At 72.2% G+C, this 16446-nt stretch carries 13 protein-coding genes and 3 tRNA genes; 12 read left to right on the top strand and 4 right to left on the bottom strand.

Annotated elements, in window-relative coordinates:
* The first annotated feature begins 77 nt into the window (after window positions 1–77).
* Window positions 78–1295, top strand: coding sequence for an RNA-guided endonuclease InsQ/TnpB family protein (locus BKA18_RS11615; protein WP_366043065.1), 1218 nt, complete (start codon window positions 78–80; stop codon window positions 1293–1295).
* Between the two features lie 15 nt (window positions 1296–1310).
* Here the strand turns inward: BKA18_RS11615 and BKA18_RS11610 are convergent, their stop codons facing one another.
* The gene (locus BKA18_RS11610) at window positions 1311–2012 is read right to left on the bottom strand and encodes a SanA/YdcF family protein (protein ID WP_366043064.1); all 702 of its coding nucleotides are present in this window, start codon (window positions 2010–2012) and stop codon (window positions 1311–1313) included.
* A 149-nt stretch (window positions 2013–2161) separates the two neighbouring features.
* Between BKA18_RS11610 and BKA18_RS11605 the strand changes: the two genes are divergently transcribed.
* From BKA18_RS11605 to BKA18_RS11570, 8 genes are all read left to right on the top strand, one after another.
* Entirely contained in the window at window positions 2162–2641 is a 480-nt protein-coding gene (locus tag BKA18_RS11605) for a gamma-glutamylcyclotransferase family protein (protein WP_366043063.1), read from the top strand.
* Between the two features lie 92 nt (window positions 2642–2733).
* A complete protein-coding gene (locus BKA18_RS11600; protein ID WP_366043062.1) occupies window positions 2734–3747 on the top strand; it encodes an adenosine deaminase in 1014 nt (337 codons plus the stop codon).
* Window positions 3748–3890: 143 nt separating this feature from the next.
* Window positions 3891–4862, top strand: coding sequence for a sirohydrochlorin chelatase (locus tag BKA18_RS11595; protein ID WP_366043061.1), 972 nt, complete (start codon window positions 3891–3893; stop codon window positions 4860–4862).
* The gene (locus BKA18_RS11590) at window positions 4859–6172 is read left to right on the top strand and encodes a deoxyguanosinetriphosphate triphosphohydrolase (protein WP_366043060.1); all 1314 of its coding nucleotides are present in this window, start codon (window positions 4859–4861) and stop codon (window positions 6170–6172) included. The genes BKA18_RS11595 and BKA18_RS11590 overlap by 4 nt, the downstream gene beginning before the upstream one ends.
* 250 nt (window positions 6173–6422) lie before the next feature.
* Complete coding sequence (locus BKA18_RS11585; protein WP_366043059.1) at window positions 6423–7703, top strand: NAD(P)/FAD-dependent oxidoreductase; 1281 nt, start codon at window positions 6423–6425, stop codon at window positions 7701–7703.
* A gap of 9 nt (window positions 7704–7712) precedes the next feature.
* Window positions 7713–8723, top strand: coding sequence for a threo-3-hydroxy-L-aspartate ammonia-lyase (locus tag BKA18_RS11580; protein ID WP_366043058.1), 1011 nt, complete (start codon window positions 7713–7715; stop codon window positions 8721–8723).
* 409 nt (window positions 8724–9132) lie between these two features.
* Window positions 9133–11037 (top strand): DNA primase, encoded by a 1905-nt coding sequence (gene dnaG / locus BKA18_RS11575; RefSeq protein ID WP_366043057.1) that lies wholly within the window; start codon window positions 9133–9135, stop codon window positions 11035–11037.
* A gap of 140 nt (window positions 11038–11177) precedes the next feature.
* A complete protein-coding gene (locus tag BKA18_RS11570; RefSeq protein WP_366043056.1) occupies window positions 11178–12401 on the top strand; it encodes an RNA polymerase sigma factor in 1224 nt (407 codons plus the stop codon).
* A gap of 65 nt (window positions 12402–12466) precedes the next feature.
* Here BKA18_RS11570 and BKA18_RS11565 read toward each other — a convergent pair whose 3' ends face one another.
* Window positions 12467–13948, bottom strand: coding sequence for an FGGY family carbohydrate kinase (locus tag BKA18_RS11565; RefSeq protein WP_366043055.1), 1482 nt, complete (start codon window positions 13946–13948; stop codon window positions 12467–12469).
* An 89-nt stretch (window positions 13949–14037) separates the two neighbouring features.
* The gene (locus BKA18_RS11560; RefSeq protein ID WP_006605790.1) at window positions 14038–14337 is read right to left on the bottom strand and encodes a hypothetical protein; all 300 of its coding nucleotides are present in this window, start codon (window positions 14335–14337) and stop codon (window positions 14038–14040) included.
* A 223-nt stretch (window positions 14338–14560) separates the two neighbouring features.
* Between BKA18_RS11560 and BKA18_RS11555 the strand changes: the two genes are divergently transcribed.
* The 3 genes from BKA18_RS11555 (at window position 14561) to BKA18_RS11545 (ending at window position 14964) form a co-directional block, all read left to right on the top strand.
* Window positions 14561–14633: transfer RNA gene (locus BKA18_RS11555), tRNA-Asn, on the top strand.
* Between the two features lie 5 nt (window positions 14634–14638).
* Window positions 14639–14711, top strand: a tRNA-Asn gene (locus tag BKA18_RS11550).
* Window positions 14712–14890: 179 nt separating this feature from the next.
* Window positions 14891–14964: transfer RNA gene (locus BKA18_RS11545), tRNA-Ile, on the top strand.
* A gap of 307 nt (window positions 14965–15271) precedes the next feature.
* Here BKA18_RS11545 and BKA18_RS11540 read toward each other — a convergent pair.
* Complete coding sequence (locus tag BKA18_RS11540) at window positions 15272–16348, bottom strand: amidohydrolase family protein (protein WP_366043054.1); 1077 nt, start codon at window positions 16346–16348, stop codon at window positions 15272–15274.
* Window positions 16349–16446 lie beyond the last annotated feature (98 nt).

Genomic DNA, 16446 nt, shown 5'->3' with positions numbered 1-16446 from the left:
GTACTACCACGCCGCCGTGATGATCGGTTCGGGTGTTCTCCGGTACGGGCATAAACCACTGTATTACGGTGATCGGCATGCAGTTGAGGTACAGCTTCCGCCTGTACCCGAACGGCCCTCAGCGCACCGCGCTGGCCCAGGCGTTCGGGTGTGCGCGGGTGGTCTACAACGACGCGCTCCGCGTTCGTGAGACCGCCCGCGCCGCAGGTGAGCCGTTGCTGAAGGCTGGGGTGCTGTCCAAACTGCTGATCACCGAAGCGAAGAAGACCGAAGAGCGCGCCTGGCTTGGCGAGGTGTCAGCCGTCGTGCTGCAACAGTCCTTGCGGGACCTGGAGACCGCCTACCGGAACTTCTTCGACGGCCTCAAGGGCAAGCGCCCGCGCATGGGAGCCCCGCGCTTCAAGTCCCGCAAGGACAACCGGCAGACCGTACGGTTCACCGCGAATGCCCGGTGGAAGATCACCCCCGGCGGCGACCTGTCCCTGCCGAAGATCGGGGACGTACGGGTGAAGTGGTCTCGCACCCTGCCTTCGGTCCCGTCCACGGTGACCGTAATCAAGGACGCGGCCGGCAGGTACTTCGCGAGCTTCGTTGTTCAGACCGGCCCCGAGGTGTTGCCCGAGACCGAACCGGTCGTCGGCATTGACCTCGGACTTGGACACTTCGCCGTCCTGTCCAACGGTACGAAGATCGATGCCCCGCGCTTCCTGCGCCGGGCGGAGAAGAAGCTCAAGCGCGCGCAGCAGGCTCTCAGCCGCAAGGCGAAGGGCTCGCATAACCGGGACAAGGCCAGGGGCAAGGTCGCCCGCGCTCACGCACGGGTGGCCGACGCACGGCGAGAGTTCCACCACCAGCTCTCCACAAGGATCATTCGCGAGAACCAAGCGATTGCCGTGGAGGACCTGGCGGTGAAGGGACTCGCCCGCACCTGCCTGGCCAAGTCCGTGCACGACGCCGGATGGTCCTCGTTCGTCGCCATGCTGGAGTACAAGGCCGCCCGGTTCGGCCGGACCTTCCACCGCATCGGACGCTTCGAGCCGACGTCTCAGGTCTGTTCGGTCTGTGGCGCCAAGGACGGCGCCAAGCCCCTGCACATCCGTACGTGGCAGTGCGCGGCGTGCGGAACCGTCCTTGACCGGGACATCAATGCGGCGGTCAACGTCGCCAGGGCCGCCGGACTGGCGGTGCCAGCCTGTCGAGCGCAGGTAAGACCGGCACTCATCCCGGCGCAGCGCGGTGAAGCAGGAACCCACCGAGACGGTCAGACGACCGTGGTAGGAATCCCCTCCCTTTAGGGAAGGGAGCGGGAGTCAACGCAGCGCCTCCGTCACCCCCTTCTCGCGCGGCCCGAGGAAGTGCGGGTCGGGCCGCAACAACGCCTCCGCCGACGCCTTCCCGGCCGCGAAGATCTCCCGGACACCGCCGTACGCCCAGGTCACATCGTGCTTCGCGGCGACGGCGACCCCGTAGGAGTCGACCCCGGCCGCCCCGCACAGCGCCAGCGCCCGCCGGATGTGGAAACCCTGGCTGACCAGCACCGCCCGGTCCACACCGAAGATCCGGTGCGCGCGGCTGCAGGAGTCCCAGGTGTCGAAGCCCGCATAGTCACTGACGATCCGGCGGGCCGGGACGCCGTGCCGCAGCAGATAGCCGCGCATCGCGTCCGGCTCGTCGTAGTCGCGCCGGCTGTTGTCGCCGGTGACCAGCACCGCGCGGACCGTGCCCCGCTCGTACAGCTCGGCGGCCGCGTCCAGCCGGTGCGCGAGATACGGCGACGGCTCGCCCTTCCACAGGCCCGCGCCGAAGACGAGGGCGACCGGCGCGGCGGGCGCGTCCGCCACACCGCGCACCCGCGGCCCCGCGGTCGCGTTCATCCAGGTCGCCGGCGCCAGCGCGAGCACCGTCAGCGCCACCACGGCCTGGAACGTCCGGCGTTGCCCCCGCCGGGTCCGCGGCAGCCGCAGCCGCCGCACCCCCTGCCGTATCCGCCGTACCGGCTCCGGTACTCGCATCTGCGCCCCGTCCCTGCTCGCCTGGTTGCTCGCGTGTCTGTTCGTGATCGGCCCTGCAGGCTCCGACGCCGGGCGCGCGGCGGTGGTTGCACCGGTGGCCTGGCATCGTGGCCGGGGGAACCCGTAGCCCCGGAGAGGAAGCCACCACCATGACCACCGAGCCCGAGCGGCTGCCGTTCTTCGTCTACGGAACGCTGCGCCCCGGCGAGGTCAACTACGCCCGGACCCTGCGCGGCCGGACCGCGGCCGAGGAACCTGCCCACATCCGCGGCGCCCTGCTCTACGACGGCCCCGGATTCCCGTACGCGACGGCCGGGCCCGCCGACGCGGTGGTGCACGGCGCCCTGGTCCTGCCCCGCGAGGGTGCCTACGACGAGGTGTGCGCGGCCCTGGACCGGCTGGAGGGCTACGTCCCGGGCGACCCGGCCAACCTCTACGAGCGGGTGTGCACGGAAGCGGTCCGCGCCGACGGCCGCACCGTCCGCGCCTGGGTCTACCTGGCCGCCGCCCCGCTCGCCGCCCGGCTGCGCGCCACCGCCACCCCCCTCGCCGGCGGCGACTGGCGGGGCGGCACGCCGGCGCAGGACCACCGGCACCCGCCCGGCCCGGGGCGCCGCCACGGCCACTGACCGCACCCCGGCTAACCTGGACGATTCCTTCCCCTTCCCCGGCTTTCCCGGCCAAGGGCCCTTTCCCGCACAGCAGAACAGGTGTGACCCGCGTGCCTTCCTCCCCGTCCGCTCCCTCCCCCGCGCCGCTGCCCAAGGCGGAGCTGCATCTGCACATCGAGGGCACTCTGGAGCCCGAACTGGCCTTCGCGCTCGCCCGGCGCAACGGCATCGAGCTGCCCTACGCCGCCGAGGACGCGCTGCGCCGCGCCTACTCCTTCGCCGACCTGCAGTCCTTCCTGAACCTCTACTACGCGCTGATGGCCGTGCTGCGCACCGAGGACGACTTCGCCGACCTCGCGCACGCCTACCTGGCCCGCGCCAAGGAGCAGGGCGTACGCCACGCCGAGATCTTCTTCGACCCGCAGGCGCACACCGCCCGCGGCGTCCCGATCAGCACCGTCATCGACGGCCTGGCCCGCGCGCTGGACGCCGCCGAGGAGACCTACGGCATCAGCACCCGCCTGATCATGTGCTTCCTGCGCGACGAGAGCGCCGAGTCGGCCCTGGCGACCTTCGAGGCGGCCCGCCCGCACCTGGACCGGATCACCGCCGTCGGCCTGGACTCGGCCGAGGTGGGGCACCCGCCGTCGAAGTTCCGGGAGGTCTTCGCGCGGGCGCGGGAGGCCGGGCTCAAGTGCGTGGCGCACGCGGGGGAGGAGGGGCCGCCGGCCTACGTGTGGGAGGCCCTGGACGTCCTCGGCGTGGACCGGATCGACCACGGGGTGCGCTCCATGGAGGACCCGCAGCTGGTGGCCCGCCTGGTGGCGGACCAGGTGCCGCTGACCGTCTGCCCGCTGTCCAACGTCCGGCTGCGGGTCATCGACGACCTCGCGGACCACCCGCTGCCCGCGATGCTGGACGCCGGGCTGCTGGTGACCGTCAACTCCGACGACCCGTCCTACTTCGGCGGCTACGCGGACGACAACTTCCGCGCCGTACGCGACGCCCTCGGCCTCGACCAGGAGACCCTGCGCACCCTCGCCCGCAACTCCTTCCGCGCCTCCTTCCTCGATGAGGCGGTCCGTGAGCGCTATCTGGGGGAAGTGGACGCGCACCAGGTGTAGCGCGCCCCCCGTGGCGGACGGGCGGCGGGGTGCGCGATGCCCCTGCCGCCCGCCCCGGTGGCCGTGGCCGGTGACAGCCCGACGGAACACGAACGTCGCGGCCGGGAAACGAGGCCGCAACGCCCCGCTGCCACGCTCCCGGTATGACGGCGCCGATACCGCACTCAGCCTCCCGTCCCGCCCCCACCACCACCGGCCCGGAACCGGCCGCTCCGGACGACCGCCCCGAGGGACGGCCCGCGTCTTGCGGCCCCGCCGCGCCCCTCGGCACGGGCGAGCTCGCCGCCGAGATCACCGCGCAGCTCAGCAGGCGGCTCAGCAGGGTGCGGCTGCACGGCTTCCGCCCGCAGCCGCCCGCCCCCACCCTCGTCGCCGTCGCCCACGGCAGCCGTGACCCCCGCGCCCTGCCCGCCGTCCGGGCGCTGCTCGACCGGGTCCGGGCGCTCCGCCCCGGCCTGCCCGTACGGCTCGGACACGTCGAGCTGAACCGGCCGCTGCTCAGCGACACCCTGGCCGAGCTGCGCGGCGAGGCCGTCCTCGTCCCGCTGCTCTTCGGCCGCGGCTACCACGTCACCCACGACCTGCCCGCCGCGCTGGCGGCCGCCCCCCACCTGACCGGCCGGATCGCCACCCCCCTCGGGCCGCACCCCCTCCTTGCCGAGGCGCTCCACGGCCGCCTCCTGGAAGCCGGCTTCCCCCCGGACCCCGGCCCGCGCACCGCCGTCGTCCTGGCCGCCGCCGGCTCCCGGTCCCCGCAGTCCGCCCAGGACACCGCGCGCATCGCACAGCTGCTCTCGGCCCGGCTCGGCGGCCTCCCCGTCCAGCCCGCCTTCGCGCACTCCGCGCCGGCCGCGGACGGCGCCCCTCCCACCGTCGCCGACGCGGTCCGCACGCTGACCGCCCGCGGCCACGACCACCTCGCCGTGGCCGCCTGCTTCACCGCCCCCGGCCGCTTCGCCACCCGGTGCGCGGACGCCGCCCCCGGCATCGCCGCCGCGCCCCTGGCAGACCACCCCGCACTGGCCCGTCTCGTACTGCACCGCTACGACCAGGCGCTGCTCGCACGCACCGGATCCGACCCCGAGCGCACCCGGGCGGCTACCGTCGCTGTATGACGGGCACACGACCGACCATCCCCGGCTACACCACGGCCGATATCGAGCGCTGGGTCACCGAGCCCGACAAACGGCCGGGGCGCACCGCCTTCCAGCGCGACCGCGCCCGGGTACTGCACTCCGCCGCGCTGCGCCGGCTGGCCGGCAAGACCCAGGTCGTCACCCCCGGCGGGCACACCCCCGCCTGGGACGCCACCCCGCGCACCCGGCTGACCCACTCCCTGGAGTGCGCCCAGGTCGGCCGGGAACTCGGCGCCGCCCTCGGCTGCGACCCGGACCTGGTCGAGACCGCCTGTCTGGCGCACGACCTCGGCCACCCGCCCTTCGGCCACAACGGCGAGCAGATCCTCAACGAAGTCGCCGGGCCCTGCGGCGGCTTCGAGGGCAACGCCCAGTCGCTGCGGCTGCTGGCCCGCCTGGAGCCCAAGCGGTTCGTGCCCGCCGCGGACGGCACGGCGGTCAGCGTCGGGCTGAACCTCAGCCGCGCCGCCCTGGACGCGGCCACCAAGTACCCGTGGCCGCGCGGCGCCCACCCCGGTGACCCCGCGTCCCGCAAGTTCGGGGTCTACGCGGACGACGTGCCGGTCTTCGAGTGGTTCCGGCAGGGCGCCCCCGACGGAGCACAGAGCTTCGAGGCGCAGGTCATGGACTGGTCCGACGATGTGGCGTACTCCGTGCACGACGTCGAGGACGGGCTGCACGCCGGGCATCTGGACCCCAACCTCCTGCTGGCGGACGCCGAGCGCGCCGAGATCTTCGCGGTCGCCGGGGAGCGCTATGCGCCCGGCGCCGGCCTCGAGGAGCTGGCCGCGGCGCTGGACCGCCTGCTGGACCAGGAGTGGTGGCCGCACGGCTACGACGGCTCCGCCCTCGCCCAGGCCCGCCTCAAGGACGCCACCAGCCAGCTGATCGGCCGCTTCTGCCTCGCGGCCGAGGCCGCCACCCGGGCCCAGTGGGGGAGCGGGCGGCTCACCCGTTACGGCGCCGAGCTGGTGGTTCCGGACGAAACCCGGCTGGAATGCGCCGTTTTGAAAGCGGTCGCCGACCGGTTCGTCATGCAGCGCCCCGACCAGGAAGTGCTCCGCGCCGACCAGCGTGTCGTCCTCGCCGAACTGGCCGAGGCGTTGCTCGCCCGCGCCCCCGACGGCCTTGACCCACAGTTCCGTTCACTGTTCGACACGGCCCCCGACGACACCGCGCGGATGCGTGCCGTCATCGACCAGATCGCGGCCCTGACCGACACCTCGGCCCGCTCCCTGCACGCCCGTCTCACCCGGCCGCCTGGTTACCGGAGGGGCAACGGGGGGTGACCCTGGGGGAAGCCCCTCTTCCCCCCTCACGCTCCGTGCGGGACGCTCGAACCCGGCCGTCATCGAACGGAGCACCCTGACAACAGCGCACAGCGAACCCAGGCCACGGCACACGGGAGAGCCCGATCGGCGGCGAACGGGAACCCCGGCGGCGCCCCGTACATCAACGGGGGAGAGGAATCCGGGGGTATATCGGGGGCGTTTACGGACGCGGACGCGGACGTACGGCACCGCAACGAGGAGGAAGCAAGTGGTCGACGCACACCAGACGTTCGTCATCGTCGGGGGTGGCCTGGCCGGAGCGAAGGCCGCGGAGACGCTCCGCTCGGAGGGCTTCACCGGCCGGGTGATCCTCATCTGTGACGAGCGCGACCACCCGTACGAGCGCCCCCCGCTGTCCAAGGGGTACCTGCTCGGCAAGGAGGAGCGCGACAGCGTCTTCGTCCATGAACCCGCCTGGTACGCCCAGGCACAGATCGAACTCCACCTGGGCCAGCCCGCCGTCCATCTGGACCCCGAGGCCAAAACGGTCCGCCTCGGCGACGGCACCCTGATCGTCTATGACCGGCTGCTGCTGGCCACCGGCGCCGAACCGCGCCGCCTGGACATCCCCGGCACCGGCCTGGCCGGCGTGCACCACCTGCGCCGTCTCGCACACGCCGAACGACTGCGCGGCGTCCTGGCCTCCCTCGGCCGAGACAACGGCCACCTCGTGATCGCCGGCGCCGGCTGGATCGGCCTGGAGGTCGCCGCCGCCGCCCGCACCTACGGCGCCGAGGTGACCATCGTCGAGGCCGCCCCGACCCCGCTGCACGGCGTCCTGGGCCCCGAACTCGGCGGCCTGTTCGCCGATCTGCACCGCGAGCACGGCGTCCGCTTCCACTTCGGCGCCCGCCTCACCGAGATCGTCGGACAGGACGGCATGGTCCTCGCCGTCCGCACCGACGACGGCGAGGAACACCCCGCCCACGACGTGCTCGCCGCGATCGGCGCCGCCCCGCGCACCGCCCTCGCCGACCAGGCCGGGCTCGACCTGGTCGACCGCGCAGCCGGCGGCGGCATCGCGGTGGACTCCGCACTGCGCACCTCCGACCCGTACATCTACGCCGCCGGCGACGTCGCCGCCGCCCCGCTCTCCCTCTCCGAGGACACCCCCCAGGACACCCGCCTGCGGGTCGAACACTGGGCCAACGCCCTCAACGGCGGCCCGGCGGCGGCCCGCGCCATGCTCGGCCAGGACGTCAGCTACGACCGCATCCCCTACTTCTTCTCCGACCAGTACGACGTCGGCATGGAGTACTCCGGCTACGCCCCGCCCGGCTCGTACGCCCAGGTCGTCTGCCGCGGGGACCTCGCCAAGCGGGAGTTCATCGCCTTCTGGCTCGGTGCGGACGGCCGGCTGCTCGCGGGGATGAACGTCAACGTCTGGGACGTCGCCGAGTCCATCCAGCAACTGATCCGCTCCGGCGCACCGTTGGCGCCCGGGGCCCTGGCCGATCCGGAGGTTCCGCTGGCCGCGCTGCTCCCGTAGCGTGCGGCCATGACACCGAGTCCCGACGGCCCCACCGGTCCCACCGGCCCCGGCAGCACCGACGTCCCGGTCGTCACGTTCGACGACGTCCGGGACGCCGCCCGGCGGCTGGCGGGCGTGGCACACCGCACGCCCGTGCTGCGCTCCCGGACCCTCGACGCGCTGGTCGGCGCCGAGATCCACCTCAAGTGCGAAAACTTCCAGCGGGTCGGCGCCTTCAAGTTCCGCGGCGCCTACAACGCCCTCTCCCGGCTGTCCGCGCAGCAGCTCGCCCGTGGGGTCGCCGCCTACTCCTCCGGCAACCACGCCCAGGCCGTCGCCCTGGCCGCCCGGGAGCTGGGCAGCCGTGCCGTCATCGTGATGCCCGAGGACGCCCCGGCGTCGAAGGTGGCCGCCACCGCCGGATACGGCGCCGAGATCGTCCGCTACGACCGCTACACGGGCGACCGCAACGCGGTCTGCCGGCAGCTCGCCGAGGAGCGCGGGCTCACCCTGATCCCGCCGTACGACCATCCGCACGTCATCGCCGGCCAGGGCACCGCCGCCCTGGAGCTGATCGAGGAGACCGGGCCGCTGGACGCGCTGCTCGCGCCGGTCGGCGGCGGCGGGCTGATGGCCGGCTCGGCCCTCGCCGCCACCGCCCTGGCGCCCGGCATCCGCATGATCGGCGTGGAGCCGGCGGCCGGCGACGACACCCGGCGCTCCCTGGCCGCCGGCCACCCCGTCACCATCCCCGTCCCGCGCACCATCGCCGACGGCCAGGCCGTCGAGAGCCCCGGCGAGCTGACCTTCTCCGTCAACCGACGGCTGCTCGACTCGGTCGTCCTGGTCAGCGACGACGAGATCCGCGCGGCCATGAAGCTGGCCTTCGAACGACTGAAGATCGTCACCGAACCCAGCGGCGCCAGCGCCCTGGCCGCCCTGCTCGCCGGCCGCATCGACCCGCTGCCACCCCGCGTCGGCGTGATCATCTCGGGCGGCAACGTGGGGGTGGAGCGGTTTCTGGAGCTCATGGGGTGAGCGGGGTGGGGCGGTGGCTGGTCCCGTGCGGCTGGTCCCCTGTGGCTGTTCCGCGGCGGCTGCTCCTCCGCGGCTGCTCCTCCGCGGCTGTTCCGCTGCGGCTGCTCGCCCGCCCTGCGGTGCTCCCCCGCCCCCTCCCCCTCCTCCCCCTTCGGGGGAGGGGGCGGGGGTGGGTTCGGGGGTGGGGGGGGGTAGCCGTCAGCGCTCGCCGGAAATTCCCTCGCCGCTCGCCGCTCGCCGCCCGCCGCCCGCCGCCCGAGCCATACGCCCCGCCGGGCCCGCCTCCGCCGCCCGCCGGGCCTGCCTCCGCCGCCCGCCGGGCCCGCCCTCGCCGCCCGCCGATCCCGACCTCGCCGCTCCCGGACGACTCCCGGCCCGGACTGTCCGACCCCGGCCGTAGAATTCACGCGTGGCAGGCAGGATCAACGATGACGATGTGAAGGCGGTACGGGACGCGGTCCCGATCGACGCCGTCGTGTCCGAGTATCTCCAGCTCCGCAACGCCGGCGGCGGCAACCTCAAGGGCCTGTGCCCCTTCCACGACGAGAAGTCCCCGTCCTTCCACGTCAGTCCGGCCAAGGGCCTCTACCACTGCTTCGGCTGCCAGGAGGGCGGCGACACCGTCGACTTCATCATGAAGATCGACCACCTCTCCTTCGCCGAGACCATCGAGCGGCTCGCCTCCCAGGCCGGCATCACCCTGCGCTACGAGGAGGGCGGCTACACCCCCGGCCGCCAGCAGGGCGAGCGCACCCGCCTGGTCGAGGCGCACAAGGCCGCCGCGCAGTTCTACGTCGACCAGTTGGACGGCACCGAGGCCGAGATCGCCCGCAAGTTCCTTGCCGGGCGCGGCTTCGACCAGTCCGCCGCCCAGCATTTCGGCGTCGGCTACAGCCCGGCCGGCTGGGACCACCTCACCCGCTTCCTGCGCGGCCGCGGCTTCAGCGACCAGGAGCTGGTCCTCTCCGGACTCTCCCAGGAGGGCCGCCGCGGCCCCATCGACCGCTTCCGCGGCCGCTTGATGTGGCCGATCCGCGATATCGCCGGCGAGGTCGTCGGCTTCGGCGCCCGCAAGCTCCGCGACGACGACAACGGCCCCAAGTACCTCAACACCCCCGAGACCCCCATCTACCGCAAGTCCCATGTCCTCTACGGCATCGACCTCGCCAAGAAGGAGATCGCCAAGACCAGCCGCGCGGTCGTCGTCGAGGGCTACACGGACGTGATGGCCTGCCATCTCTCCGGTGTCACCACCGCCATCGCCACCTGCGGTACGTCCTTCGGCGAGGGCCACATCAAGATCCTCCGCCGCCTGCTGATGGACCACTCCGGCTCCGAGGTCGTCTTCACCTTCGACGGCGACGCCGCAGGCCAGAAGGCCGCCCTGCGCGCCTTCGAGGACGACCAGAAGTTCGCCGCGCGTACGTCTATCGCTGTCAGCCCAGACCAGATGGACCCCTGCGATCTCCGCCTGGCGAAGGGCGACGATGCCGTAAGGCAACTCGTCGAGGGACGCACACACCTCTTCGAGTTTGCGATCCGTTCGGTGGTCTCTCGGTACGACGCATCACCTGAGGGGCAGGCCGCGGCTCTTGAAGCCGCCGCTCCGATCGTGGCGCAGATCAAGGACCTGTCCATTCGGCATAAGTACGCCGTGATGCTCTCTGGCCTGCTGGGCTACGTGACAGACAACCAATTCGTGGTTCAGCGAATTGCCCAGTTCGCACGCTGGGCGCGTGAGCGGGGCAAGGCGCCCGACCAGGGAGCGGGTCGTCAGCGGAACTCTGCCCCGCAGCCGCCGGCACCGCGGCAGTCTTCTGGGCCCAGTGGCCCTGCCCTGAACCTGCGCAGTCCTTCTCATCGCGTTGAGCGTGAGCTCCTCAAGGTGGCTCTGCAGAGGCCTGACCTGGTTTCCCCGTTGTTCGACGCATTCGGGGTCGATGAGTTCACCGCCCCGCCGTACGCCACGGTCCGTCAATGCATCGAAGAGGCGGGCGGCGCCGGTGCCGCTGACAACGACTACATGACCCGAGTCCTGGATGCAGCACCTGATGACACGGTTCGCAGAACGATCAGAGAGCTGGCAGTAGAGACGCTGCACATCCGCCGCGATCCCGATGAGGTATATGCCGGCGTCCAATTGGTAGCTGTCCGGCTCGCAGCCGTAAACAGGCGCGTCGCAGAAATTCACAGCACACTCAACCGTCTCGGCCCGCGTGCCGCCCCTGATGAGCTCGCTGCCATCCAGCAGGAACTCTTGGTGCTCCAGCAGTATGGGCATTCCCTGCGGGAGCGCGGCGCCGCCGCACTGTAGCCCCGGCCCCGCCCCTAGGGGGTGTCCCCCTAAGCACCGCCTTACCCACCCCGCGGTAGCCGTCCGGTCACAGAACGGACTCAAAAAGTGCTCGCACGCCCCTCGTAGCAGGCGTGTGTCGTACTCCACACTGAGAAGCGGTGCCTGAGTCCTCGGAGCGCGGCGGTCCCGGACGTCCCCCACCGGAAACCCCCGCGGAACCGCTCTTGATGTACGGGACGGACGGCGGCTCGGCCGCAACCGTGCCCGACCTTTCTGCCGCCTCAGCAGCGATCACCCTGGAGGTCGCCCCCGTGCAGACCCAGACCCTCGCCGACGCGCCGGCCGCCGAAGACCCGCTCACGGATCCGGCCGCGGAACCGCTCACCGTGCCGCAGCAGGCCGAACCCCCCGCCGCCGAGATGCTCATCGAGGAGATCACCTCGGAACCGGTGCCGCGCCCCGAGGCGGGCAGCCCGTCCTCCGACCTCTTCCGCCAGTACCTCCGCGAGATCGGCCGGATCCCGCTGCTCACCGCCGCCGAGGAGGTCGAGCTCGCCCGCCGCGTCGAGGCCGGTCTCTTCGCCGAGGAAAAGCTCACCAACACCCCCGACCTCTCCACCCGGCTCGCCGTCGACCTCGACCGGCTGGTGGTCCTGGGCCGGATGGCCAAGCGCCGCCTGATCGAGTCCAACCTGCGCCTGGTGGTCTCCGTCGCCAAGCGCTACGTCGGCCGCGGGCTGACCATGCTCGACCTCGTCCAGGAGGGGAACCTCGGCCTGATCCGCGCCGTCGAGAAGTTCGACTACGCCCGCGGCTACAAGTTCTCCACGTACGCCACCTGGTGGATCCGCCAGGCGATGTCCCGCGCCCTGGCCGACCAGGCCCGGACCATCCGCGTCCCGGTCCATGTCGTCGAGCTGATCAACCGCGTGGTGCGCGTCCAGCGCCGGATGCTCCAGGAACGCGGCTACGAACCCACCCCCGAGGAGGTCGCCGCCCACCTCGGCCTGACCGGGGAACGCGTCACCGAGGTGCTGCGGCTGGCCCAGGAGCCGGTCTCGCTGCACGCCCCCGTGGGCGAGGAGGAGGACGTCGCGCTCGGCGACCTCATCGAGGACGGCGACGCCGCCTCACCCGTCGAATCCGCCGCGTTCCTGCTGCTCCGCGAGCACCTCGACGCGGTCCTGTCCACCCTCGGCGAGCGCGAGCGCAAGGTCGTCCAGCTCCGCTACGGCCTCGCCGACGGCCGCCCGCGCACCCTGGAGGAGATCGGCCGGATCTTCGGCGTCACCCGCGAACGCATACGGCAGATCGAGTCCAAGACCCTCGGCAAGCTCCGCGACCACGCCTTCGCCGACCAGCTCCGCGGCTACCTGGACTGACACCCACGGCCCCGCACGGTACGCGGCATCTCCCGCCTGGAAGGCACGGCACGTCACGCCACGCCTCACGCCTCCCGCTGGAACGCCCCCGGATGGGCCTCGTCCCGCACCGCCATGTACTGCTGGCGCACGGCCCGGCCGACCGGCAGCTCCTCGCCCGGCTCGAAGACCTGGCTCGCCGCGGCCGGCCACTGCGGCGGATCGATCCAGGGGCTCTGGCCGCCCGGCCCGGCCTCCGCGCCGGGGGCCGGCGTGAGCGTGCCGTGTGCCACCCCCCATGCCCAGGCCGCCTGCCGCGCCGCGCCCAGCGCCGCGTAGTCACCCGGCTGCGGCACCACGACCGACACGCCGAACAGCCCCGGAGCGACCGCCTGCACCGCACCCAGGTCCGCCGCAGCGCCCAGCAGGAATACCCGGCGCACCGCCACACCCCGCCCGCGCAGCACATCCAGCGCGTCCGCGAGCCCGCAGAGCATGCCCTCCACGGCCGCCCGCGCCAGATGCTCCGGCCGCATGCTCTCCCGCCGCATCCCGTGCAACGACCCGGCGGTGTGCGGCAGATGCGGCGTCCGCTCACCCTCCAGATACGGCAGCAGCACCATGCCGTACGCACCGGGCGACGACTTCAGGGCCAGCTCGGACAGCCCTTCCAGGTCCGTCCCCAGCATCTCCGCCGCACCGCGCAGCACCCGCACCGCATTGCTGGTGTGCACCACCGGCAGATGCCGGCCGGTCGCGTCCGCGAACGAGGTGATCGTCCCGGTCGGGTCGGCCAGCGCCTCGTGATGGATCCCGAACACCGACCCCGAGGCACCCAGCGACACCACGGCGTCGCCCTCCCCGACCCCGAGCCCGAAGGCCGCCGCCATCGTCTCGCCCGTACCGGCCGAGATCAGCAGCCCCTCCGGGGTGAACCCGGCCGTCCCCGACGGGCTCAGCACCTCCGGCAGCCGCACCTGATGGCCCAGCGCCAGCTCCACCAGATCCGGCCGGTACGCCGCGGTCGCCGCCGACCAGAAGCCGGTCGCCGAGGCCCCGCCCCGGTCCGTCGTACGCCGGGCGGGCCGCCCCAGCAGCTGCCACGCCAGCCAGTCCTGCGGCTGCATGATCTCCGCGATCCGGGCCGCATGCGCCGGCTCCGTACGCGCCAGCCAGCGCATCTTCGTCACCGGATGTGTCGCCTGCGGCACCGCCCCGACGGCCTGCGCCCAGGCGCTGCGCCCGCCGAGCGAGTCGATCAGATCCGCGGCCGCGCTCTGCGCCCGCTTGTCATTGCCCACCAGCGCGGGCCGGACGAGGTTGCCCTCGACGTCCAGCGGCACCAGGCCGTGCGCCTGCGCCGAGACGCCGATCGCCTGCACCCCTTCGAGCAGCCCCTGGCCCGCCGCCTCACCGAGGGAGATCAGCCACGCCTGCGGATCGACCTCGGGCCCCTTCTCGACAGGGTGCGGCGCATACCCCTGCCTGATAACGGCACCTGTGTCCGCATCGCAGACGACGATCCGTGTGCTTTCGGACGAACTGTCCAATCCGGCGACTATCCCCATGACTCCAGATGATGCCGCATGAGACCCATAAGGACAGCGTCAGGGTTTACCCGGCCGGGGGTGGCCCGGCCGAGCTCTTTCCCCCCGGCTCAGGTATTGCTCGTACCCCACTCGTCCTCGTCGGAGCCGCGCTGCACGCGCAGCGAACGGACCCGGTCGCTGACGGCGTGCGGCATCCGTTCCCCGACCTTGGCCGACACCGTCCCGAACGCCTTCGAGGCCGCGTCCCGCCCGGTCAGCGCGGCGGACTCGGCGGTGTTCCGGACCGCCGGATTCTGCGAGACCCGCTGGGCGGCCTTGCGGAGCTGTTCATACCGCTCCCGGCCGGCTCGTGTGCCGAGCACGTACCCGGTGGCCAGTCCCGCGATGAACGTGAGCCGGTAGCGCATTGCTCCACCCTTCCCTCTCGTCGGTTCCCGTCCGGTGCCGGTACGCCACCGGAGTGCCGGGCTGTGCCGCGCGCCTACCCTCCGGGGCCGCAGATCACCCGAGGTGACCTGAGGCGATACCGATTGGCGGAGCACCCCCCTGCTTGCGCTAATGTATGTGTCGCAGCGAGCGCGCGCCGTCCGGTTCCCCCGGACAGCGGCGCATTCGAGGCACACAGAGCAATCCCCTGTAGCTCAATTGGCAGAGCAGCCGGCTGTTAACCGGCAGGTTACTGGTTCGAGTCCAGTCGGGGGAGCTCGGTCCCCTGTAGCTCAATTGGCAGAGCATTCGGCTGTTAACCGGAGGGTTACTGGTTCGAGTCCAGTCGGGGGAGCAGAGAGAACGAGGACCCCGCGAGGGGTCCTTTTTCTTGTGCCATGGAACCGAACCCCCGGTGATCGCGGTCCTCTTGGGCGTGCGTGGTCGCCCGACGGCAGCCCTCACGGGCAGCAGATCGTATGAGCGGCTATGCTGCGGCAGACGGCGCGCACAAATGTGCGCGACGCGCCGTGGGGGGCGGTAGCTCAGCCGGTTAGAGCAGCGGACTCATAATCCGTCGGCCGTGGGTTCGAGTCCCACCCGCCCCACTCATGTGGGTCAGTGAAAACTTGATCTGACCTGTGTAAGCGCACCGTCGAGGGCCGCCGCGAGCATCGCGGCGGCCCTCTCTTTGTTGCCCGATTAAGGTCCCGTGGACGCGCCAGTGGACACGAGGCGCCCGAAAGGGACCTCGGCCGTGCGTCGGATGGCGCGGGCGCGGAAAGCGCCGCTGGGTGCGGTATGAGGGACCGGATGATCGAGTGGAGCCGGGGCTGACTGATCCGGCGCTCGCGGTGGAGTCGGGCAGCCGTAAGGAGATCCCGGCGCCGTTGCGTTCATGTGGGTGATCTCGTGTCAGGCATCGGCGACGGGGTGCTCGATGCCACCGCACCAAACGCGGGTGAGGGCGCGGGTGGCGCGGATATCGGCGAGGGGGTCGCCCTCGACCAGGACGAGGTCGGCGCGCAGGCCGGGGGCGATCGCGCCACGGTCGGTGAGGCCGAAGTGCCGGGCCGGGAGGCTGGTGGCGGCGCGTAGTGCTTCGGTGGGAGTCAGTCCGGCGGTCACGAGCAGCTCCAGCTCGTGGTGGAGGCTTGTCCCGTGCGGTACCTGGAACGGCACGCCGGGCTGGGTGTTGGCGTCGGTGCCGGCCAGTAGGGGCACACCCGCGCGGTGCAGGGCCGCGACGCTCGCCATGGAACCGGCGAATGCCTTCTCATCGCCGCGCGCGGTGGCGATGCCTTCCATCATGGTCAGGGTCGGGACGCTGATGTGTCCTTGGGAGCTCATGCGCTCGACTGCCGCGGGGTCCAGCGGCGTGCCCAGGGGGATGTGGGTGACGATGTCGGCCCCGGCGTCCAGGGCCATGGTGAAGGCGCCGTGTGAGGAGGCGTGGGCGATCACCCGGATTCCCCGCGCATGTGCGGCCGCGACGAGGGCTGTGGCCGCTGCGGCTTCGGGACCGCCTTCGCCGGGCGCCTCCAGAATGATCTTGAGGTAGTCGGAACCGGCGGCGATCCGGTCGACGACGTACCGGTCCGCGTGCGCGGCGTCGCGGATGACGGCGTCTTCGGCCAGAAAGCGGGAGTGGGGACCGCCAGGGCCGATGACGGGAGTGCCTGCGCTGCGGATGCCGGCGGTGCCGGGTACGTCGCGCAGCGAGGCCAGTTGCTCGGGTGAGTTCGCCATGTCCAGGCCTGTGGTGACTCCCCAGTCGGCGAGCTGGTCGAGGAAGTCCGGGCCGTGCAGGTGGACGTGGGCGTCGATCAGGCCGGGCAGCAGCACCGCGCCGCCGGCGTCGAGGGTCCGGGCGCCGCCGGCGTCGGTGCCGATCGTGCTGCCGTCGATGACGACGGTCGTGGGGTCGGTCAACCGGTGGCCGTCGAATACCCGGACGTTGATGAGTGCCGTCTTCAGGGCGGCAGATGCCATGTGAACCTCTTGACGTAGCGGTGGATCTTCTTTGCCCTCCTGGCGCCGTGCGCCAACCGGAGCAGCCGATCTCGCCGACCGGTAACGATGCTCCGACG

Source organism: Streptomyces auratus (assembly GCF_050433025.1).
GTDB classification, from domain to species: Bacteria; Actinomycetota; Actinomycetes; order Streptomycetales; family Streptomycetaceae; genus Streptomyces; species Streptomyces sioyaensis.
The sequence above is the reverse complement of the archived record's forward strand: the minus strand, read 5'-3'. Positions and strand labels throughout refer to the sequence as shown.